This window comes from Flavobacterium hydatis (assembly GCF_000737695.1).
Taxonomy (GTDB): domain Bacteria; phylum Bacteroidota; class Bacteroidia; order Flavobacteriales; family Flavobacteriaceae; genus Flavobacterium; species Flavobacterium hydatis.
Genome location: NZ_JPRM01000009.1, coordinates 1 through 22,713, shown reverse-complemented (window position 1 = coordinate 22,713; position 22,713 = coordinate 1). Strand labels below are relative to the sequence as shown.

Here is a 22,713-nt window from a genome sequence, read left to right as displayed (position 1 = left end):
AGCCCCAAGTTTATCTGTTTTAATTTAAAAATGATTCAGTTGCCCCAAATGTAACTGGGTTTTGTGATTACCATTTGTTTAAAGTGATTTTTTGGTTTTTGTATTATCAATCACTCATTTGATGCAATTGGATATTTATTTTTTATTAACCAACCTATTATTTATTATGAAACATTATTACAGATTGCTGTTTTTATTTTTGTTTCCGATCTTATTATTTGCCCAACCAGCACATAATAAAAAAGTTGTCGGATACTATGCTCAATGGGCCATTTACGCAAGGGATTTTAATGTCCCAAAAATTGACGGAAGTAAATTAACCCATTTAAACTATTCTTTTTACGGAACAACTTTTGATCCGGCACGCCCCGAAAACACCAAATTAAAATGTTTGGATACCTATGCCGATTTTGAGCATATGGAAGGTGGAATACCGTGGGATGCTCCAGTTAAAGGAAATTTTTATGATTTAATGAAGCTTAAACAAAAGTACCCACATCTAAAAATCTTAATCTCTGTAGGAGGTTGGACAAAAGGACAAGATCTTTCTCCAATTTCTGCAAGCCCAGTTGCAAGAGCAGCTTTGGCAGCAGATATGGCTAATTTCTTGGTAACTTATCCTTTTATTGATGGATTTGATATCGATTGGGAATATCCCCTTTCTGGAGGAACAGATGGAACAGAAGTTATTAACGGAGCTCCAATACCTCCTCAAAAATACAGTCCGGATGACAACAAGAATTTGGTTTATTTATTAAAAGCAATGCGACAAGCAATGCCTAATAAATTAATTACAATTGCCGCAGGTAATAATGTTCGAAAAGTAGGAGCACAATATTTAGGCCCAAACAATAGAGCACAATACGGAATGACAGAAGATATTTCGACTTATTGCGATTATATCACATATTTTGGATATGATTTAGGAGGAAACTGGTATGATAAAACATGCTACAATGCCCCTTTATATCCAAGCGGAAATACAAATGATCCGTTATACAATGCAACTCAATCAGAATCACTAGATGAGTTAACAAACCAATATTTAAACGTTATAGGTATTCCTGCTAATAAACTAGTAATGGGATTACCATTTTACGGAAAAATATTTAAAAATGTTGGAACAACTAATACAGTGCCTAATATGCCAGGATTATTTGTTACAGCACCAAGAGATGCCGTTTCAGGATGTACTAATCCGCAAAATCCAACAGGAACTTGGGATGGTCCCGCAGCTTGCGAAAAATCAGGAAGTATCGAGATTTGCGATTTAGTAGGTAATCCGGTAACAAACCCGCATCCATATTTAGACCCAAACACTATGTTGGTTACTCCAGCAGCAGCATCTGCAGGATGGGTAAGATATTGGGATAACACAACCAAAGTTCCTTACCTATACAATGCCTCTTTACGTCAGTTTATTACTTATGAAGATAAACAATCGATGGAGTTAAAAGCAGAGTATATTAAATCCAAAAATCTTGGAGGAGGTATGATCTGGGAACTATCTCAAGATACAAGAGGAGCAATACCTAATGCATTGTTAGGACAAGTAAATACTACTTTTAGTGCTGCCGTTATCGGAACATTAACAGTAAGTGGTTCTGTAAAAAATGGCACAAATTTAGTTCCAGCAGTAACAGTTCAGCTTAAAGACGCTACCAATGCCATTGTTCAAACAGTTAATTCTACAGATGGAAATTATGCGTTTAACAATGTAGTTTCAGGAGCAAATTACACAGTTACAGCTTTAAAAGCATCATACACTTTTACGCCAGTAACATTAACAAATCTTGTTGCAAATCAAGCTAATGTTGTTATTCAGGGTACACAACCGCTTTATACAATTAGCGGAACAGTATTAGACGGAACTACAGCAGTTTCGGGAGTAACAGTTACAGCAACAGCAGGAACAACAACATTTACTGCAGTTAGTAATGCAAGCGGAGCGTATACTATTACAGCTCTTACAGCAGGATTAAATTATACAGTTACAGCTGCAAAAACAGGAGTAACATTTACACCAGCATCTACAGTATATTCAGTTTTGAGTGAGAACAAAGTTTTAAATTTTACTCAAACAGTATATTATACAATTAGCGGAACTGTATTAGATGGAGCTACAGCAGTTTCTGGAGCTACAGTTACAGCGACTTCTGGTACAGCAACATTTACATCAGTATCTAATGCTACAGGAGCGTATAGTATTGCTAATTTACCTTCGGGAGCAAACTATACAGTAACAATTGCAAAAGCAGGAGTAACATTCTCACCAGCATCTACAGTTTACAACAATCTTACAGCAAGTAAAGTTTTAAACTTTACACAAAATGCAGCTCCAGCTAGTAAAATTAGCGGAACAGTTAAGAATAGTGGAAATCCAGTAGCAGGTGCCAAGGTAGAGTTAATCTTTAATTGGACAGATAATGCTCATCCTTATGCTACTTTCCTAGCTACTACAGATGCACAAGGAAAATATAGTTTTGATAATGCAATATTCTCAGGATATACTGTCATTGCTAGTTTAAAAATGAATTCATGGCAGAATAATGGTCTTAACTATTCTCCTTCTAATCTTACAAATTTGCCTATTCCAGCTACTTCACAAGTCTATGACTTTAGTACAGGAACAGTAGCACCATTAAAAGTTGCAGGCGAAAGTGTACCAAGCGAAGTAGTTGCGGTATCAGAAACTAAAACACCATCAGCGACTACAGTTGATAAAAGCCTGGTAGAAAGCAAAGTTTTAAGCGCTACACAAGAGCTAGTTACACCAGGTACTATAATTAGCGGAACAGTTAAGAATGGAACAACTCCAGTATCAGGAGCTAAAGTAGAATTAGTTGTGCCTTGGACAGATAGCACGCACAACTGGAAAAGTGTTATTGCAACAACAGATGCACAAGGAGTTTTTAGCTACGATAATACAGTTACAGCAGGTTATACACAAGTTTTAAGTTTAAAATTAAATGCTTGGGAAAATAATAATACTGCATATTTTCCAAATAATCTGGCCAACTTTGCAATGCCAACAACGCCTCAGGTTTATAACTTTAATACAAATACAGTTACACCACCTCAGGTTACTATTACGGCTCCTTCAGCTGCAACTGTAGCGATTGCTCCAGGAACAGCGATTCAGCTGAAAGCAACTGCAAGTGTAGATGCTAGCTTAACTATTTCGTCAGTTATATTCAACATCAACGGACAAAATATTACAGCAGCACTTTCAGGATCAGAATATGTGGCAAATTGGACACCAGTTGCAGCAGATTTCAACAAAAATTATACGTTGAAAGCTACAGTAACGGCTTCAAGCGGTACAACTGCCGAAAATACAAAAGCGTTCTCTTTACAATGTTCAGGAACAACTTGTCCTAATTCGTTGCCAGTAATTACTTGGGTTTCACCAGCAACGACAACAATTAATCAGCCTTCAGGTTTCCAACCAGTGGCAATAAGTGTTAATGCTACAGATGCCGATGGTACAATTGCAAGCGTTTCGGTAAGCATAAACGGAACTTCTTTTCCTATGACAAAAGGCACAGGAAATGCATACAACTATACATTTACTCCAAATGCTTATGTAACATATTCATTAATAGTAAAAGCGATAGATAATGCAGGGGGCGAAAAATTATTAAATCAATCGATTACGATTACTAATTCAACACGTATATTCATTCCGCTTCCAGCTAAAGTTCTTTTAGGATACGCACATTCTTGGGAAAATACTGGTGCTCCATTTTTATATTTTTCTCAAATGGTGGGAAGTAAATTTAACGTAGTTGATTATGCTTTCGTAGAAACAGTTAATCGTGATGGTTATACACCAGTATTAACTACAAATGATACTAGATATTTGACCAATGGTGTTTTCGATAAACAATTATTGAAAAATGATATAAAATCTTTAAGAGATAGCGGAGTTCCTGTTATTGTTTCTATTGGAGGTCAGAATGGTCATGTTGTTTTAGAGAATGTAACACAAAAGAATATTTTTGTTAATGGTCTAAAAGCAATTATTGATGAGTATCAATTTGATGGAGTTGATATTGATTTTGAAGGCGGATCGATGAATTTTAGTGCAGGAGCTTTAAGAGATATTTCTTATGCTGGTATTTCTGCTTATCCAAGATTAAAAAATGTAGTAGATGCTTTCAAAGAATTAAAAGCTTACTATGGTCCTGGATTTTTATTAACTGCAGCTCCAGAAACACAATATGTACAAGGAGGATATTCTACCTATAATGATACATTTGGTTCTTTCCTTCCAATCATACAAAACTTGCGTAACGAATTAGATTTGTTAGCTGTACAATTGTATAATACAGGAGGAGAAAACGGATTAGATGGTCAATATTATGGTTCAGCTAAGAAATCAAACATGGTAACAGCTCTAACAGATATGATCATAAAAGGGTATAACATTGGTACAACAGGAATGCGTTTTGATGGTTTACCAGCTTCAAAAGTTCTTATTGCATTACCAGCTTGTCCAAGTGCAGCAGGTAGTGGTTATTTAACTCCTACAGAAGGAATTAATGCGATGCATTACTTAAGAACTGGAACTACTTTTACAGGAAGAACCTATACTATGCAGCCAGGCGGACCATACCCATCTTTAAGAGGTTTAATGACTTGGTCTGTAAACTGGGATGCATCTTCTTGTGGTAATTCATCTGAATTATCTAAAGCGTATGCAGCATATTTTGCAGGACTAACTGCTAAAATAAAAGCCGAAGACATGATAGAAGTAACAAGCAATAAAACAATTGCATACTTTAAAGGTAATGCACTAGCAATATCTAACGAAGCAAATAATATCGGTAAAGTTGAGGTGTATAACACAATCGGACAATCGATATTAAGTTACGAAAACATACAAAATAGTAACAATTTGTTGCTAGAAAACAGAAGCTTCATAACCAAACAATTATTTATCGTAGTTGTGACTGATAAATCTGGAAACAGAAAATCATTTAAGGTAATGAACTTCTTAAATTAAGAATTTAAAAATTCAAAAAAGTGAAAAATTGGGGCAGTTAAAATTGAGTTTGGTTATTTATTTTTTAATTTGATTTTTCATATTTTGGATAAATGTATTGAATCTGGGTAATTTGTTATTTGGTTTTTACCTAGAGGAAATCATTATGAACCTGGCACTTAGTGCCAGGTTTTTTTTATTAATGCATATCGCCTAAAGAAAAATTTGCAGCGCAGGTTCCAAAACCAATTACAAAGGCTATTATGGAAAATAAAATAATTTTTAATGAAAGTTTTTTATCATCACTTATAAAGATCAAACGACCAATTCCGAAAAAAAAAGCAAGCACGCTTATCAAAGCTATTAACACTCCAATTAAAACTAAAAAATCTTCCATATTCTTTTTTATTTATTGTCTGATTTTAAATCAAAAATTATCAATTACTCATTATTACAACACACGTTCCAAAGCCTATTACGACAATGATTATTGGAATTAACAAAAGCGTCAGGAAAAACTTTTTGTTTTCTTTATTAAAGATCAAACCAATTAGACCAATTAAAAACATCGCTACAAGAAGAAACCCGATAAATATTAAACCTTCCATATTTTAAAAGTTATATTAAACACTTAATTTTTCTCTTATTTTTTCAATTTTATTATCTCTATAAAATAAATTCATAGTCTCAAACGGAATAATCTTCATTTTATCGCTTACAATATGAACACATGATTTTTTAACGGCTCTAACATCAAAATCATGAGCATCCATAAAATTCATAATTAAAATTCGGAATAAATTATTGTAATTAAGTGTGTCAGATTGAACTCTTGGTAAACAACACATTAGTTCGCTAAATTCACCTTCGGCACAATCAACAGAAATACCAGTACTAAATAAATTCAGCATATGGGTTTTTAGTTTTTCATCATGCTCAAAAACTATTGTGTTTTTTGAGTTATTTAATAAATCTTCCGGATTTATCAAATGAGTCATCGGAAATACTTCTCCGTCAATTTTTAGTGCATAAGCCATGCATAAAGCATCTGGATTACAAGGAACCGGAATTAAATCTTGTGGAGTAAAAACAGGATATTGTTCGTAAATTTTTCTGCGAACTTCAGTTAATGTTATTCTTCCTGAAATATCATCATAATTGTCATTTCGTCCGGCAACTTGTGTAGGCTGAAAAGTAACGCCACGCACACATTTTTGTTTTAATGCATATTCAATTATCTGACCAATTTCGTCGTCATTTTCTCCTTTTTGAAGCGTGATTACTAGCGTGGTCGAAATATTAAATAGATTCAAATGTTCGATTGCTTTTTTGCGAACTTCAGTTAAATCTTCGCCTCTTAATTTTTCTAATACTTCGGGTTTAAAACTATCAAATTGTAGATATATTTCGAAATCAGGCATATAAGTAGCCAGTTTTTCTACAAATTTAATGTCTTTTGCAATTCGAATACCGTTTGTATTCAACATCAAATGTTTAATGGGCTTACTTTTGGCAATATCTAAAATTTTAAAAAATTCCGGATGTACTGTTGGTTCTCCTCCAGAAATCTGAACCACGTCAGGTTCACCCTCGTTTGCCACTACGGTATCAAACATTTTTTCAATTTCTTCTAAAGTACGATGTCTACCATAATTAGGAGCCGAACTTGCATAACAAGTAGGGCAGGCGAGGTTACATCTATCTGTGACTTCTACAATTGTTAAACACGAATGTTGCTCATGATCTGTGCATAATCCGCAGTCATAAGGACAGCCGTAATGCACTTTTGTATTAAACTTTAATGGCATTTCAGACTGTTTGTTGTAATTACGCAACTGCTTATAATAATTGACATCATCTGCAATCATAGATCTCATTTCGCCATGTGTTTTGCAATGTTTCAGCATCCAAACTTTGTCATCCTGAAATACAATTTTAGTATCTACAAGAGCCAGACAATGGTGGCATAAGCTTTTGGTATAGTCGTAAAATATATAATCGCGAGTTTTCATTAAAATATTTTTATATTATAAAGTAAAATTTAATTGTTTTTAAAGGCAAATATTCGGCAAAGAAACTTCCAGTAGTATCCAAAAATAAATATAGAACTCCATTGAATACTGCTTAAATTAAGAAATAAAGGCTCATAAGGTTTTAAGAATTCGACTAAAAATCGGAAGAGAAAATATAAAACCATAAAGAGTTTAAATCGATCACCATTAATTAGCTTTTTGCTTTTTATCTTTTCAAAAAAAATAAAAAGCAAAACCATAAATACCATTTCGTATAAGGCAATGGGATGTCTTTTTAATCCGTCGCCTAAATTCATTCCTGTAAAAAAAGTAGTTTCATTGCCATAAGTCGGTTCAGCTATTCCCATTGAAAAACAGCCAATTCGACCAATAAATAAAGCTGCGATAATTGGAATAACATATAAATCTCCCGAAGCGATTTTTACACCAATACATTTCTTAATTAATTCAACTCCCATTAACCCACCTAAAAATCCGCCGGCAACAGTTTTATTTTGATATAAAGTTAGAAAAGTCTGATGAGCAATTTGTGAAGGATTTTCAAGTAAAGCAATTACTCTTGATCCTATTAAAGCACCAATCATAGCACCAATCATAATTATTAAACGATTCGTATCTGATATGGGATCCTGAATTCTTTTTTTTAGAAAATAATAAATTCTTATACCAACAAAAAAAGCTAATGTTTCAAAAATAAAATGCCAGTAAAATGTTTTTTCAAAGATTTCAAACTGAAAGGGGAATGTCATTTTTAGTCAGAATTTTTAACGAATATAGGTAAATCTAATTAAAAATGTTTTTAAGATTAATTTTTTACTTTTGAAACTCAATTGTATCTTAAAAAACTCATGCAGAAATCGATTAGCAGTATCATCACATTTTTATTTTTTACACTTTCTTTCGCCCAAACAAAATACGGAAATCCAGAAGTTGACCCAATACAAATTCAGAAAGACTACAGCAGTTGGTGGACATATCAGAGTAAAAACATAATGCTTTCCAGAGATTTTGTTGCGCTAGACACCCTTTCGGGAGAAATACCAAAAGAGGCTTTTTTAGATCAATTAGCAAATAGTAATTATATTCCAATTCGATTACAATCGGATGATGCCATTTATTACTATAAATTATTTAAAATCAATCCCAATTCCGATACGAGTATAAAAGCAACAATAAACCAAGAAGCTTTTGATGCGTATAAGAATTTCAAAATGGAAAATACGCCTTTCCCTAAATTCTCTTTTAAGGATTTAAACGGAAATTTGGTTTCTAATGAAACGATGAAAGGAAAAATTATAGTAATAAAATGTTGGTATATACATTGTGCTGCATGTATAAAAGAATTTCCAGATGTAAATAAATTGGCAGAGAAATATAAAGATCGAAAAGATATTCTTTTTGTGAGTTTAGCAGAAGATACCCCCGAACAATTAAAAACATTTTTGGCTAGAAAACCATTATCATATTCCGTTATTCCAAATATGAAAATCTATATGAATGAAACATTACAGCTAAATGCTTTTCCCACACATTTCATCATCAACAAAGAAGGATTAATTGTCAAAGTTTTAAATAACTATAAAAGCTTAGAAGAGGCTTTGGAAAAAGAAAGTAAATTGTAAAATTTAACCGCAAAGTAAGCAAAGATTGTCTATAAGGGGAACGCGGATGACACAGATTTACAAAAGTAAAGACACGGATAAAAACAGATTTTAAAAACAATAGAAAGAAAATCCGTTTTTATCTGCGTTTTCGCCCTAGCGAATCCGTATCATCCGCGTTCCCTTTTAGATAATTGGAGTCCGCTATTATTTGTAATCTATTTAATCTATTTAATCTATTTAATCTATTTAATCTATTTAATCTATTTAATCTGTGGCAAAACATTTTTAGCTATTTTCATATTAAAAAAACTTAGCGGCCTAGATTCTTTGTACCTCTGAACCTTTTTCACTACTTTTGCACAAAATTAATTAATATAGACATTCATGTTAACAGTCAATAATTTATCGGTACAATTTGGCAAACGAATTTTGTTTGACGAAGTAAATACAACTTTCACACACGGAAATATTTATGGAGTTATCGGAGCCAATGGTGCTGGAAAATCAACTTTTCTTAAAATAATTTCAGGCGAAATGGATCCTACTTCAGGACATATCCATTTAGAGCCAGGAAAACGTATGTCGGTTTTAAACCAAAACCACAACATGTTCGATGAGCATACCGTACTAGAAACCGTAATTATGGGTAACAAAGTATTGTACGCGGTTAAGAAAGAAATGGATGAACTTTATTTAGACTATAACGATAAAAACGCTGATAGAATAGGGGAGTTACAAGTTCAGTTTGAAGAAATGAACGGATGGAACGCTGATTCTGATGCTGCTTCGATGTTGTCTAACTTAGGTATTTCAGAAGAACACCATTATACATTAATGGGTGATCTAGAGGGTAAAATAAAAGTGCGTGTCCTTTTGGCGCAAGCCTTATTTGGAAACCCAGATTTACTTATCATGGATGAGCCTACCAACGATTTGGATTTTGAAACAATCGCTTGGTTAGAGAACTTCCTTGCGAATTATGAAAATACAGTAATTGTAGTATCGCATGACCGTCACTTTTTAGATTCGGTTTGTACACATATTTCAGATATCGATTTTAGTAAAATCAACCATTATTCAGGTAACTATACGTTTTGGTATGAGTCTAGCCAATTAGCTGCTAAACAACGTGCACAACAAAACAAAAAAGCTGAAGAAAAGAAACAAGAATTAGAAGAATTTATACGTCGTTTTAGTGCCAACGTTGCAAAGTCTAAACAAGCAACTTCTCGTAAAAAAATGATTAGTAAGCTTAATATTTCTGAGATTAAACCTTCTAGCCGTCGTTACCCAGCGATTATTTTTGATCAGGATCGAGAGGCAGGAGATCAAATCTTGAATGTTGAAAATTTAAGTGCTTCAATCGAAGGAGACGTTTTATTTAAAGGTGTTGATTTGAATATGGCAAAAGGAGATAAAATTGTTTTATTCTCTAAAGATTCACGTGCAACAACAGCATTTTACGAAATTTTAAACAACAATCAAAAAGCAGACGAAGGTACTTTTGATTGGGGAATTACAACAAATCAAGCTTATTTGCCTGCAGAGAATCATTCATTTTTTGAAAATGATTTAACATTGGTAGACTGGTTACGTCAATGGGCAAAAACAGAAGAAGAGCGCGACGAAGTTTTTATTAGAGGATTCTTAGGGAAAATGATTTTCTCTGGAGAAGAAGCTTTAAAAACAAGTAGAGTTTTATCAGGAGGAGAAAAAGTACGTTGTATGTTATCTCGAATGATGATGGAAAGAGCAAATGTATTAATGCTAGACGAACCTACAAATCACTTAGATCTAGAGTCGATTACAGCATTTAACAACTCATTAAAAAACTATAAAGGATCAGTGATATTTACAACACATGATCACGAGTTTGCTCAAACTGTAGGTAATAGAGTAGTAGAGCTTACACCAAATGGAGTTATCGATCGTTACATGACATTTGATGAATATCTAGATGATGAAAAAATACAAGAATTAAGAGTTAAAATGTATTCTTAATACTTAAAAATATCTTTTTTGAAATCCCATTTGCAGCGGCAAATGGGATTTTTTTTATTCTATTTCTTACCGAAAATTTTAATAATCAGGTAAATTATAAGAACGATTATAATAATTACGGCAAAAGCACCGACACCCATTCCTGCTTTAAAAATGCCTTCGATAGCCTCACAACTAGTTAGGGATAACGAGATAATTAAAGCGACTAATATTGTAGATAACTTACTTTTCATGATTTAGGGTTTTTAAATTAATTAAAAATGACAATCACTATTGCCTTATTGTGAAATTAACAAATACCACAAAAACAACGTTATATAATTCCTGTAAAATGTTTTATTATTTGATTTTTAATTTTATGAAAAATAGTTGAGAATAATTGAAAATTAGACTGTTAGACCCCGCTATAATTGAGGATTTCGATTGTAGATTTTAGCGAAATAAAATTATATTTGAGCTAATATACTATAAATTAATCCTTAAAAAATTATGTCAGAAAATGCTTTTAGTTTAAAAACTCCCCGTATAGAAGTCATAGATGCATTACGAGGTTTAGCCATTATGGCGATTATGTTACTTCATAATTTAGAACACTTTGATTTTTATTATTTGCCCGAATATTTACCCGAACCTATCAAGGTATTAGACAAGATAATTTGGGATACATTATTCTTCATTTTTGCAGGAAAATCGTATGCAATCTTTTCGTTACTCTTCGGATTTAGTTTTTTTATACAATATGATAATCAGCGTAAAAAAGGAAATGATTTTAGATGGAGATATGTTTGGCGACTAACTATATTATTTATTTTCGGAATAGTAAATACACTATTTTTCTCAGGCGATATATTAATGATGTATGCCGTTTTAGGATTAATATTAATTCCCATTTGTAATTTAAATACCAAGTATGTATTAATAATAGCAACTTTCTTATTGATGCTACCAATGGAATGGTTCAATTTTTTCAATATACTTTTTAATCCCGATTATATACTTCCTCTTAACAGATCAAATGCATATTATGGAGATATGTACACCTACTTAACAGGGAGTAATTCATTTGTAGATCACGCAGTGGGGAATATATCAGTAGGAAGATGGGCATCGGTATTTTGGTCATGGGAAAACGGAAGATTTTTTCAGGCGCCAGCATTGTTTATGTTTGGGATGATTGCAGGAAGAAAACAACTTTTTGTTATTTCGGAAGCTAGTATTGCATTTTGGAAAAAAGCATTGCTATACGCTATAATATTATTCATTCCGTTATTTGCGTTCAAAACGTATTTGCCAGAACTTATAGCAAACAAAGACATAGTAAACAGTTTATTAATCATTTTTACATCTTGGTCTAATGTTACCTTTATGGTTGTTTTAGTAAGCACATTTGTATTACTATATCAAAAAGAAGCCATAAACAAAGTACTAGTAAAATTAATTCCTTTTGGGAAAATGAGCTTAACAAGTTATTTTTCGCAATCAATCTTAGGATCATTTATATACTACCGTTTTGGTTTAGGACTTTACCAATATACTGGTGCAACATTTGGATTACTAATAGGAATTATTTTGTTTTTGCTACAATTAGGATTTTGTACATGGTGGTTAAAAACACACAAACAAGGACCATTAGAATACATCTGGCATAAAGCAACTTGGATTTCTTTCGGAAAAGAGAAAAAGACAGTTGCGGCATAAATATTCTGTGACTTAAAAAAAGATACGCGGATGAAACGGATTTACTAAAGTAAAGACGCGGATAAAACAGATTTCTTAAGATTATAAAGAGAAAAAATCCGTTTTTATCTGCGTTTTCGCCTTGGCGAATCTGCATCATCCGTGTTCTGTTTTTTAGACAATCTAGACAATTGCAGCTTAACATACTGTAACTTAAAAAAGGAACGCGGATGAAACGGATTTACTAAAGTAAAGACGCGGATAAAAACAGATTTCTTAAGATTATAAAGAGAAAAAATCCGTTTTTATCTGCGTTTTCGCCTTGGCGAATCCGCGTCATCCGCGTTCCATTTTTCAGATAATCAATGCATTTTTAACTTTACAATAAAGAGAAGTAAAGATAAAATAAGGGTAATGTTGTCTTAAAAGTATTTGGATTTTGGTAGAATACTTTTGCTTCGTCTAACAACGAAACAACAACCCATGAAAAAAATCTACTTACTATTATCCCTTTTAGGAATAGGTTTTACTGCTCAGGCACAAAAACTATTTCCTTATTTGCAAAACGCAACCCCCACATCTATTTATGTTAACTGGAAAACAGAAAGCAATCCAGAAACGATAGTAGAATACGGAACAACAGAAGCTAATCTTAATGTTACAGTTACAGGTAATACCAATGTTTTTACAGATTCAGGTTATCCGGGAAATTACTTTTATCACAGCGCGAAACTGATGAACCTTTCGCCAAACACAAAATATTACTACAGAATAAAAACAGGCGCAGATGTGTCTACCGTTTATTCCTTTAAAACATTGCCTAATCCTGGGCAAGCAGCTACTGCCGATGGACATATTCGCTTTTTGATTATGGGAGATAATCAGTTAAAAGCTGTACCTCGTTACGATTCATTAGTATCGGCTGCAAAAAGAAAAATAAAACAAAAATGGGGTGCTAAATTATCTCCAGAGGATAATATTTCGATGACATTTATGGTTGGAGATCAAGTCGATGTAGGAACTTTAGATCATTACGAAAACGTACACTTCAAGAAGAACAGAGGATTATCTGGTAATATTCCGATTCAGACTACAGTGGGAAACCATGAAACATATGGAACACTTGGTATGAATTCGTATTACGATCATTTTTATATCAGTGAGCTTTCCTATAAAGGGATTTCATCAGGGACAGAAAACTATTATGCACAACAAGCGGGTAATGTTTTATTTATCAGTTTAAGTTCAGAACATACAGGAGCTGCACAGTTAACTTGGTTACAACAGGTTCTAGCTGCTGCAAATGCTGATAATACCGTAGAGTGGATTTTTTCACTTAGCCACAGACCATATCAGGCAGAGCAATATGTTGGAGATATCTCTACATGGGTTCGTAATACAGCCGTTCCTTTATTGGTAACTTCTCCAAAATATTCCATGCATATTGGGGCGCACCATCATTTGTATCACAGAGGACAATTAAAAAACACACCTACCTATAATATTATTTCGGGAGGAACAGCTTGGGATCAATATTGGGGATCATCTACAGAACAAGATTTTGAAGATGTACAAAAAACAATATGCAACTGGATTTACCAAATTGTAGATATTGATGTTACCAACGGAAAAATGGATATCGAAAGCTATTCTATCGGAAGCGTTGATAAATGGAAAAACAACCAGTTAATGGACGAGTTTCATAGATATAAAAACAAAGTTGCACCAGTAAAACCAGCAATCACAAATACTTTTGCAGCAAATGTTACTTTGCCTTTAACGATATCAGGTTCGGCATATAGCACTACAACAAATGAGTTATTAAATACAAGTCAGTTTTTAATTTCGCAAACGCCAACATTCGATATAATTAAAAAAGAAGTATATCGTGATTTCGAAAATTTATATGGAAAATATAAGACTCAAAAAGATTCAACTGTCGATATAAATCTAGGTATAGATATTACCAAGATGGATTTAGCTTCGAACTCGCTTCCTAATGGGAAGTATTATGTGAAATTAAGATATAGAGACCGTAATCTAGAATGGTCTCCTTGGAGTGATGCTCAAGCATTTACTGTAACAGGAAGTAATAATGTAAATACTGAGATTGTTACCGATGCTTTAACTTATTCACAAAGCGCACCTATTAAAGTTGATTTTACTGATGCTCCAGCGAGTACAAAAACTTGGATAGGATTGTATAAAGAAGGGCAAACACCGGGATCATCAACACCATCGCTAACTTGGCAATATACTAATGGTAGCCCAAGCGGATTTATTAATTTTCCTAACGGATTGGCTAATAAAGGACGTTATTATGCCGTAATATTCTCTAATGGTGGTTATACAGAAATTGCACCACGAAAATATTTTTATGTTGGACCAGTTCCTGTATTAACTACAGATAATACAGAATATTCGGTAGGAACACCAATAGTTGTTAATTATACTAATGGACCACAATTGGCAAAAGATTGGATTGGTATATACAGAATGGGAGTAAATCCAGGATCAGGAGTTACGTCTACAAGTTGGCAATATGTTACCACAGTTGCAGATACCAAGTCATTTAATAATTTACCAAAGGGATATTATTACGCCGAATATTATTTGCAGGATAGTTTTAATGCTATCGGGAATAAAGTATTCTTTAAAGTTGGAGCAGTGGTTACCGAATTATGGATTAATAAACCGGTATATGATCTTGGCGAACAAATTACAGCTTCATGGACTGATGCTCCAGGAATTGTAAAAGATTGGTTGGGAATTTACCATGAAGGCGATAATCCTAACGAAAAGCCATTGGTGAGTTATACTTATTTTGAAGGACTTTCGGAAGGAACTAAAGCCATTGCTACTACAGAGTTACCTACCGAAAAAGGAAATTACTTTTTGGTAATGTTTACCAATGATTCTTATAACGAAGTGTCGAACAGAGTTTCTTTTGAAGTAATTGATAGTTCTCTAGGTAACGATGAGTTTAAAATCGATAATGGATTAAAAGTATATCCAAATCCTACGAATAGTAATGCGGAAACTTTTATTCAGTCGGAATACCCTATTGATGAAATTGAAATTTATAATATGGAAGGAAAATTATTGTATGCTACAAAAAATGTAAACAACAATAAGTTCTCTCTTATAAACCAAGATTTACCAAAAGGAGTTTATATCCTAAAAATACATTCTCGCAAATTGTTTACAGCTAAATTAATTGTGAAATAATAAAACAAGAATATTTAAAATAGTAAAAGGCTATTCGAAAAGTAATTTTTGGATAGCCTTTTTTTTGTTTTATTAGTTTTAGAAAACACGACGGGGATTTGCTCCAGAGGAGCATCATATTTATAGCTAATTTATAGGTTTTTCGGTAAAGCTACAGCGTAGCGATATTTGGGTTTTACCTTTAGATTAATATATCACCCCGATGGGTTTTTTTAATTGGTTTTGTGAATTCCTATAAATATAGCGTCCATATGGGACTTAGGATATTATAAATTAATACTTCGATAGGTGAATATATTTAGTGGGCACGGAAAGAATTTCCGCGCATCGTTGAGTAATATTTATTTTAGAAATGTTTTTAAAACCAACCCTTTTTCAATTCTTAAAATAATTTCTACCATCAAATCATTTAACAATTGAGCAAAAATTTCTATATCTTTAATTTTAATTGGTATGCGAACTTCACCGTGTGAAATACTATTTCTAAATAATACTAATTTACTCAATGGTTTTTCAAAGTCTTTTGGAAGTGATTCTAAGTTAAATAATAAAAGAATTTCATTGATGACTTCAAAGTTAACATTTGATCTTGTTGGTATTATTTCTGAAATTACAAAAGGTTGTGAAATTACCTCAAAATAATATTTGGTAAATTCTTTTTTTGATTTAAAAGAATTTCGTGGGTTTTCTAAACGTAGTTTGTCTAATGTAGTTAAAGAATGAACTAAAAGATTTATATGGATTTCGTTAATTGGAAGATTTAGAGAATTGATTTCATCTATATATTTTCTAAATGAATTTTTTACAAAACCTTCCCATAATGAATATATAGAAGGAATAGTATATTTAATAATCATTTCTTTGTGATGTGATAATAAATTATATCTTACAGGGATACTTTTTAAAGAACCTAATTCGGACATCCTCCAATTTATATCCGCTTGAATGGCATTTAATGTTGTCATAATCTTCCAAAAATTTCTTTTGAGAACATTAATCTTTTACGAACTCTTTCTATAGAATTGTTACCTCCTGAGCGAGTCATTGCTTTGTATTTTTCATCGCTTTTGATTATCTCAATCTTTGATTTTATTTTATCTATTTTTGCACTGCCATATAAGTGAATGTTTTCAGCTATTCCAATCATTGTAGTATCAAAGACAGCAGTAGAAAAAACAGTACCTTTTGCTCTGAAGGCATTAGAACCTAATGGCGCTAATATATTTACAGTTTTATTAAAAACTTGTTCATATAAATCATAATTGAAAGATTTATTCTGAGCAGCATCTCTCATGAAATCTGTCATATGTTGAGCTATACTTTTTTTTACTTTAGAAGAACTTTTATATAAAGACATGAATCTTAAAACTAATTCTTCATGGTATAATTCATCTAATTGATCATTACCAACATTTATTAGTTTTATAAAGTTTTGATTTTGCCCAAGTTTTTTTAAAAACGAATTAAATTCTGTTGACGTTTCACGGAAAAGAGAATTCCTTATTTCTTGATTTGTTAATGGAGAACCTCCCGTATTTAGTCTATTAAATAATTCAAATCTTAAATCATATTGACTATTCCATTTTATGATTTCTATTCTACAAGCAGCTCTTTTTATATTTAGTTGTATTTTAAGAGGGAGGTCAAGACAGCTATATTTTTCTAATGATTGAATTAAATCACCATCAGTTAATTTCCAATTATTTTTTTCAGGAAGAGTCTTTAGTATTCCAAAAAAAGAAAAAAGTGTAGACAATCTTTGCAAACCGTCCACCAGTTCCCATCTTCCATCTTTATCTTCAGCTACAAAAATAGGAGGAATGGGTATTCCAATTATAATTGATTCTATAAAGCGGGTTTTTTGATAATCTGTCCATCGATAAAGTCTTTGAAATTCGGGATTAATAATAATCTCTTTTTTTTCGTACATACTCATTATTTCACCAAATGACATATCTAACTTATCAGTTTGAAGAGTATTTCTACTTGTTTCTATATCATGTAGCAATTCATTTTGTGTAACTTTCATTTTTTACATTTTTTTTAATTAATTTTTTTTAATGCTCAATTTTAGTTATTTAATAAATGCGAGCATCTTACTGTTTTTTATAAATTGCTTCATTGTCAATTATGTAATCTATATGCTTTTGCTAAAATATAATTTTTTTAACTAAAATGGCTTTTGAAAAGTAAGATTTTATTTTTTTTAATAACAGTAGAAAGATTACACTTCCAAACCTCCCAAATTCCCTCCCAAAATCAAAAAAAAATATTTCCCACCCGAACACCCCAACAAATAAAATCTGATTTTGTATATTTGCCCAACCAAACACTACACTTTACTATGAGTCAAAAAGTATTACTTAATTCAAAAGAAGTTACTATCATATTACATCGTTTGGCCTGTCAATTGATAGAAAAGCATCTTGATTTTTCAGACACGATTTTGGTAGGAATTCAACCTAGAGGTGTTTACTTGGCAGAGCGACTGAAAGAATTATTAGAAAAAGAATATAAAACGCCTGAGATTACATTGGGTTATTTAGACATTACTTTTTTTAGAGATGATTTCCGAAGAACAGATAAACCACTAGAAGCTAATAAAACTCAAATCAACTTTATTGTAGAGAATAAAAAAGTCATTTTTATAGATGATGTATTATTCACAGGACGAAGTATTCGATCGGCTTTAACGGCTATTCAATCCTTTGGCCGACCAGCAGAAATTGAATTATTGGTATTAATCGACAGGCGTTTTAGCCGACATTTACCAATTCAACCCGATTATCGCGGCAGACAAGTTGATGCTATCAATAATGAGAAAGTGATTGTGAGTTGGAAAGAGAATGATGGCGAAGATGTCGTTTACTTAGTGACAAATTAGTTTAATCGGTTAACCGGTTAATTGTTTAATCGGAAAAACGAAATGATTAAACGATTGAAGAAATAAAAAAAGTTGAACCGTTAAATCGGTTAACTGTTTAATCGCAAAGAAAACGATTAAACGATTAGACAAATAAACAGTTAAACATTAAACATGAAAGAATTAAGCGTAAATCATTTGTTAGGAATTAAATATATCAATGAGAATGATATTAACCTAATTTTTGAAACAGCCGACCATTTTAAAGAAGTCATTAACCGACCAATTAAAAAAGTTCCTTCATTACGAGATATTACTATAGCCAATATATTTTTTGAAAATAGTACCAGAACAAAACTTTCGTTCGAATTAGCACAAAAAAGATTATCAGCCGATGTAATTAGTTTTTCGGCAGCACAATCATCAGTAAAAAAGGGAGAAACACTTATCGATACGGTAAACAATATTCTTTCGATGAAAGTGGATATGGTCGTTATGCGTCATGCCAATCCCGGAGCAGCTTATTTTTTATCCAAGAATGTAAAAGCAAGTATTGTAAACGCTGGAGATGGAGCGCACGAACATCCAACACAAGCTTTATTGGATAGTTATTCTATTAGAGAAAGACTAGGAGATGTAGCAGGAAAGAAAGTTGTAATTGTAGGTGATATTCTGCACTCAAGAGTTGCCTTATCTAATATATATGCTTTGCAAATGCAAGGCGCTGAGGTTAAGGTTTGTGGTCCAAAAACATTAATTCCTAGATATATAGAATCCTTAGGAGTTACTGTAGAACCTAATTTGCGTAAAGCACTAGAATGGTGTGATGTTGCTAATATGTTACGTGTTCAGAACGAAAGAATGGATGTAAACTTTTTCCCTTCTACAAGAGAATATTCGCAACAATATGGTGTAGACAAAGCATTATTAGATTCTTTAAACAAAGAAATTGTAATCATGCATCCCGGACCAATAAATAGAGGAGTAGAGATAACATCTGAAGTAGCCGACTCTGAACATTCGGTTATTTTAAATCAAGTCGAAAATGGAGTAGCGGTTCGTATGGCAGTTATTTATCTTTTGGCTTCAAAAATCCAATAAATTCGAAAAAGAAACTACCTTCGTTATTCCAAAGAGATATTTGGGAATTAATGAATGTATAGCAAGAGAAAAAATGAAAGTAGATCAAAAAGGACATACAACAATAATTAAAGATACTCAGGGAGATTTTACTTCTTTTCTGGAAAAAATAACGCAGCAGTTTAAAACCTTCGGAAGTCATAATATTATTATCGATTTATTGGCACATAAGGATTTAACCATAAGCGATATCAAATTATTATTGCCACTTTCTAAGGAACAAAAAAAAGCTAAGAAATCTTTTGTAATTGTTGTTTCTGATATAGATTATAATGCCGTACCAGGCGCTCTAGTTGTTGTTCCTTCTGTTTTAGAAGCACATGATATTATTGAGATGGACGAAATAGAAAGAGACCTTGGATTTTAATTTTAGATTTTAGATTTTGAAAACTAAACGAATCTTAATTTTAGATATATTAATATAAAATATGGGTTAGTTGTTTATTTGTTTAACTGTTTAGTCGATTTATTTTGATGTTTTATTCTTGAACGATTAAACGATTTGCCCAGTAAACAAATAAACATAAAATTGAAACTAACCATATTAGGCTGTTATGCCGCAACTCCCAGAACTTTTACCAATCCGACTTCGCAGGTATTAGAAATAAAAAATAGATTATTCCTTATCGATTGTGGCGAAGGAACTCAGGTACAATTGCGTAAAAACAAGGTGAAATTCTCTAAGATAAATCATGTTTTTATTTCGCATTTACATGGAGACCATTTCTTTGGACTCATTGGGTTAATTTCTACTTTTAGCCTTTTAGGACGTACTACCGATTTGCATATCCATGGTCCAAAAGGAATTAAAGAAATCATCTTACTACAATTAAAGTTATCAAGTTCGTGGACAAACTATGGTTTGTACTTTCATGAATTGGAGTCCAATAAAAGCGAAGTTATTTTTGAAGATCAAAAAGTAACCGTAACTACAATACCTTTAAATCATCGGGTTTACACGAATGGGTTTTTATTTCAGGAAAAATTATCTGAAAGAAAACTAGATGTCGATGCCGTTCAGCATTATAATATTGAGACTTGTTATTATCAGAAAATTAAAAACGGAGGAGATATAAAGTTGGATGATGGTACTATTATCGCCAACGAAAAACTATCATTTGATCCTTTGCCTCCTAAGAGTTATGCATTTTGCTCAGATACAGTATATCATGAAGCCGTAATACCGATTATAAATAATGTAGATGTATTGTATCATGAAAGTACTTTTTTGCAATCGGAAGAAGCTCTGGCATCTAAAACATTACATTCAACAGCCAAAGAAGCTGCTACAATTGCTTTAAAAGCGAATGCAAAACATTTGGTTCTCGGACATTATTCGACCAGATACGAAAGTATCGAATTGTTTAAAGAAGAAGCCGAAACTATTTTTCCTAATGTATTGTTAGGTGATGATGGGAAGAGTTTTGAATTTTAGTTCTAAGGCACTAAGGTTCTGAGATACTAAGTTTCTAAGTTTTGTTTTGGAAAGCAAATATACGGATGTCACCCTGAGCGAAGTCGAAGGGCTTTTATAATAATTGGGCTTCGACTTCGCTCAGCCTGACAAACCTGAAATAAAACAATCTAAAATCTAAAATCAACAATCTAAAATTTAAAAGAATGAATGATCTAAGTAATTATAGAAAATCCTACGAGAAAAGTGAATTATTGGAAACTAATATTCCAGAAGATCCTATTAACCTTTTTAATAGATGGTTTCATGAAGTAGAAGACTTTGGTGGAGTTGATGAGGTAAATGCAATGACGGTTTCGACAATAGGATTGGATGGCTTTCCTAAATCGAGAGTTGTGTTATTAAAGAAATTTTCTGAAGAAGGTTTCATTTTTTACACCAATTATAATTCTGAAAAAGGAAAAGCAATACAAAATAATCCTCACGTTTGTTTGTCTTTCTTCTGGCCAAACTCAGAACGTCAAGTTATTATAAAAGGAATAGCTGCTAAAACATCTGAATCGGTTTCTGATGGCTATTTTGATTCAAGACCAGACGGAAGTAAACTAGGTGCAATTGTATCTAACCAAAGCGAAGTTATCCCGTCACGAACGTTTCTGGAAGAAAACTTAAAAGAACTAGAGAAAGAATTTGAAGGAAAACCAATTCCCAGACCTAAACATTGGGGAGGTTTTCTTGTTACTCCTGTTGAGGTAGAATTTTGGCAAGGAAGACCAAATCGTTTGCATGACAGAATTAGATATGTTGCTCAAGATGATTACTCTTGGAAGATAGAGCGACTTTCGTCTTAAAAGTAGGAAAAATACATTATAAATAATTTTTATGATGTAGTTCGTCGATTTTTTTTGGTAGTTAAACGATAAAAGATGTAGATTTAACTAATAATTAAGAAGCATACAAAAATAAATATAATTTTTTAAAGAGTTTGCCCCACATTCTACTTTAAACTTAAACTACTGATATTATGAATTTGAGAGTTCGTGTTTTTTCGCTAATGGTAATAGCGCTTATTCTGAATTCTTGTGCATCTGATTCGGTTGACTCCGTTAATTCAGAGTCAGATGTTTCATCAGTAAAATCCATAAATTATACTTATACTCAGGCAGAGCTTGAAACCATGCAACTAATTAATGATTATAGAGTTAGTGTGGGATTAAGCGCTCTAAAAGCAGTGGATTACATTTCGTTTAAGTCTCAAGAGCATGATGATTACATGATTGCTAAAGATGTTGTGAATCATGATGATTTTGTAGCTCGTTCAGAAAATATAATAAAAGCTTTGGGAGCTCAAAAAGTAGGAGAGAACGTTGCTTACAATTACAATACGCCTCAGGCAGTATTAAAAGCGTGGTTAGACAGCGAAGGACATAAACATAATATCGTAGGCGATTATACGCATTTTGGTATAGCAATAAAACAAGATCCCGTAAATGGAAGAAAATATTACACTAATATTTTCGTAAAAATATAATTGAATCTATTTTTTTTTACAGAAGAGAATGGAAATTAAAAGACCCTTTTTATGTTACTGGTTTATTTAAGTTGAGGTTGATAGCCGTTATTTTAATTAATAACGGCTATTTAATTTGTAGTGGTAAAAAGCTGTCTTTATAGACAGCTTTTTTTATGCTCTAAAGTTTGGATTGGGCAAAAATAATTTAACGCAAAGAGCGCAAAGGCTTACACAAAGGTTCGCAAAGTTTAAT

General features: G+C 32.4%; 17 protein-coding genes. 11 read left to right on the top strand and 6 right to left on the bottom strand.

The window, feature by feature from the left end:
- Positions 1–166 precede the first annotated feature (166 nt).
- Entirely contained in the window at positions 167–5,008 is a 4,842-nt protein-coding gene (gene chiA, locus IW20_RS07310) for a T9SS-translocated chitinase ChiA (protein WP_035620552.1), read from the top strand.
- Between the two features lie 178 nt (positions 5,009–5,186).
- Here the strand turns inward: chiA and IW20_RS07305 are convergent, their stop codons facing one another.
- From IW20_RS07305 to IW20_RS07295, 3 genes are all read right to left on the bottom strand, one after another.
- On the bottom strand, positions 5,187–5,384 hold the full coding sequence (locus IW20_RS07305) for a hypothetical protein (protein ID WP_035620422.1): 198 nt from the start codon (positions 5,382–5,384) through the stop codon (positions 5,187–5,189).
- Between the two features lie 226 nt (positions 5,385–5,610).
- Positions 5,611–6,999, bottom strand: a complete 1,389-nt coding sequence (locus IW20_RS07300; protein ID WP_035620421.1) for a radical SAM protein — start codon at positions 6,997–6,999, stop codon at positions 5,611–5,613.
- Between the two features lie 29 nt (positions 7,000–7,028).
- Entirely contained in the window at positions 7,029–7,769 is a 741-nt protein-coding gene (locus tag IW20_RS07295) for a prolipoprotein diacylglyceryl transferase (protein WP_035620419.1), read from the bottom strand.
- Between the two features lie 99 nt (positions 7,770–7,868).
- On the opposite strand from IW20_RS07295, the gene IW20_RS07290 reads away from it, so the two are divergent.
- Entirely contained in the window at positions 7,869–8,642 is a 774-nt protein-coding gene (locus IW20_RS07290) for a TlpA family protein disulfide reductase (protein ID WP_035620418.1), read from the top strand.
- Between the two features lie 366 nt (positions 8,643–9,008).
- Positions 9,009–10,625, top strand: coding sequence for an ABC-F family ATP-binding cassette domain-containing protein (locus tag IW20_RS07285; RefSeq protein WP_035620415.1), 1,617 nt, complete (start codon positions 9,009–9,011; stop codon positions 10,623–10,625).
- 59 nt (positions 10,626–10,684) lie between these two features.
- Here the strand turns inward: IW20_RS07285 and IW20_RS26200 are convergent, their stop codons facing one another.
- The gene (locus tag IW20_RS26200; protein WP_165571412.1) at positions 10,685–10,858 is read right to left on the bottom strand and encodes a hypothetical protein; all 174 of its coding nucleotides are present in this window, start codon (positions 10,856–10,858) and stop codon (positions 10,685–10,687) included.
- 256 nt (positions 10,859–11,114) lie between these two features.
- Between IW20_RS26200 and IW20_RS07280 the strand changes: the two genes are divergently transcribed.
- Both IW20_RS07280 and IW20_RS07275 read left to right on the top strand, forming a co-directional pair.
- Positions 11,115–12,323, top strand: coding sequence for a DUF418 domain-containing protein (locus IW20_RS07280; RefSeq protein ID WP_035620414.1), 1,209 nt, complete (start codon positions 11,115–11,117; stop codon positions 12,321–12,323).
- 462 nt (positions 12,324–12,785) lie between these two features.
- Entirely contained in the window at positions 12,786–15,530 is a 2,745-nt protein-coding gene (locus IW20_RS07275) for a fibronectin type III domain-containing protein (RefSeq protein ID WP_035620412.1), read from the top strand.
- A gap of 341 nt (positions 15,531–15,871) precedes the next feature.
- Here the strand turns inward: IW20_RS07275 and IW20_RS07270 are convergent, their stop codons facing one another.
- The gene (locus tag IW20_RS07270; protein ID WP_035620410.1) at positions 15,872–16,495 is read right to left on the bottom strand and encodes an MAE_28990/MAE_18760 family HEPN-like nuclease; all 624 of its coding nucleotides are present in this window, start codon (positions 16,493–16,495) and stop codon (positions 15,872–15,874) included.
- On the bottom strand, positions 16,492–17,559 hold the full coding sequence (locus tag IW20_RS07265) for a DUF262 domain-containing protein (RefSeq protein ID WP_051885626.1): 1,068 nt from the start codon (positions 17,557–17,559) through the stop codon (positions 16,492–16,494). Before IW20_RS07265 ends, IW20_RS07270 begins: the two co-directional genes overlap by 4 nt.
- Positions 17,560–17,874: 315 nt before the next feature.
- Between IW20_RS07265 and pyrR the strand changes: the two genes are divergently transcribed.
- The 6 genes from pyrR (at position 17,875) to IW20_RS07230 (ending at position 22,478) form a co-directional block, all read left to right on the top strand.
- Positions 17,875–18,414: a bifunctional pyr operon transcriptional regulator/uracil phosphoribosyltransferase PyrR gene (pyrR, locus tag IW20_RS07255; protein WP_035620405.1), complete on the top strand. Its 540-nt coding sequence runs from the start codon at positions 17,875–17,877 to the stop codon at positions 18,412–18,414.
- 153 nt (positions 18,415–18,567) lie between these two features.
- Entirely contained in the window at positions 18,568–19,494 is a 927-nt protein-coding gene (locus IW20_RS07250; RefSeq protein ID WP_035620403.1) for an aspartate carbamoyltransferase catalytic subunit, read from the top strand.
- Between the two features lie 73 nt (positions 19,495–19,567).
- Complete coding sequence (locus tag IW20_RS07245; RefSeq protein WP_035620400.1) at positions 19,568–19,900, top strand: hypothetical protein; 333 nt, start codon at positions 19,568–19,570, stop codon at positions 19,898–19,900.
- Positions 19,901–20,062: 162 nt separating this feature from the next.
- Positions 20,063–20,968 carry a ribonuclease Z gene (locus tag IW20_RS07240; RefSeq protein ID WP_035620399.1) on the top strand — a complete coding sequence of 302 codons (906 nt, stop codon included), beginning with the start codon at positions 20,063–20,065 and terminating at the stop codon, positions 20,966–20,968.
- A 185-nt stretch (positions 20,969–21,153) separates the two neighbouring features.
- Positions 21,154–21,798 (top strand): pyridoxamine 5'-phosphate oxidase, encoded by a 645-nt coding sequence (gene pdxH, locus IW20_RS07235; RefSeq protein WP_035620396.1) that lies wholly within the window; start codon positions 21,154–21,156, stop codon positions 21,796–21,798.
- A gap of 173 nt (positions 21,799–21,971) precedes the next feature.
- Entirely contained in the window at positions 21,972–22,478 is a 507-nt protein-coding gene (locus IW20_RS07230) for a CAP domain-containing protein (protein WP_051885624.1), read from the top strand.
- Positions 22,479–22,713 lie beyond the last annotated feature (235 nt).